The organism is Caballeronia udeis, from assembly GCF_001544555.2.
Lineage (GTDB): Bacteria > Pseudomonadota > Gammaproteobacteria > Burkholderiales > Burkholderiaceae > Caballeronia > Caballeronia udeis.
In genome coordinates this window covers 1-911 of the sequence record NZ_FCOK02000225.1, presented here as the reverse complement: position 1 = coordinate 911, position 911 = coordinate 1, and the positions used below count along the sequence as shown (strand labels likewise).

At 56.9% G+C, this 911-nt stretch carries 1 protein-coding gene and 1 pseudogene; both read left to right on the top strand.

Annotation, left to right across the window (positions count from 1 at the left end):
- Positions 1–120, top strand: a pseudogene (locus tag AWB69_RS46830) (2-methylcitrate synthase); the annotation flags it as partial.
- A gap of 141 nt (positions 121–261) precedes the next feature.
- Entirely contained in the window at positions 262–801 is a 540-nt protein-coding gene (locus tag AWB69_RS45345) for a hypothetical protein (protein WP_062093257.1), read from the top strand.
- The last annotated feature ends 110 nt before the right edge of the window (positions 802–911 follow it).

The following is a 911-nucleotide window of genomic DNA, read 5'->3' as shown; positions in this document are numbered from 1 at the left end:
ACCTCGGGCTGGAGCGCTCACATCATTGAACAACGGATCGACAACAAGATCATCCGGCCGAGCGCAAATTACACCGGTCCCGAAAATCTGAAGTTCCAGCCTATAAATAAGCGAAAATAGCGCGCTGCGTGCGCCGGATAGGCCAAATCGGTGCGCGTGCTTTCGCAAAACGGGCCAATGCAGCCGGTCATTTCACCCGAGAACTGCCGCTGCAAACGCCCCGATTGAACATTTAAACGAAATCTAGAAAGGCTGTCATTGATGAATAAACTCCTGATCGCAAGCGTTGTCGGCGCCCTGTCACTGTCGGGCATGCTCGCCAGCACGAGCGCACTGGCCGCAGATGCCACCACCACGACCACCACCCCGGCCAAGTCGACAACGGCCAAGAAGGCAGTGGCAAAGCGCCCCGCGCCGGCACGCCGCCTGATCAAGCGTAAACCCGGAGCAGAAGCCAAAGCTGCCGCAAAAGTGGACGCGATCCCGGACGGCGCAACGAAATGGTCGTGTAACGAAGGTTTGGCCTTCTACCTGAAAGGCGACATGAAGCGTGACCAGGTCGTCACCGTGAACTGGGCGAAGAAGGACTATCAACTGCCGCGCGAAACCACCACCACCGGTGCGGATCGTTTCCACGATGCAGCATCCGGCATGGACCTGGTCGTGATCCCGACCAAGGCCATGTTGTTCTCGGACAAGGACTCGTCGCGTCTCGCCGACGAATGCAAGACGGATGAAATGGCTGCAGCAGGTACGCCGGCACCCACGCAATCCAACGCACTGATCAAGAACGTCAAGTAAGTTTTTACCAGAGGCTTTTCGATGTCCGCACCGATTTCCAATGTCCGGCCCGAGCCGGATCGAGTATTAGTCGATATCGTCGACTATGTTCTCAACTACAAGATCGACAG

What these genes read in the sequence shown, in the direction of transcription:
- AWB69_RS45345 (WP_062093257.1), top strand. Translation starts at nt 262, where the DNA reads ATGAATAAACTCCTGATCGCAAGCGTTGTCGGCGCCCTGTCACTGTCG.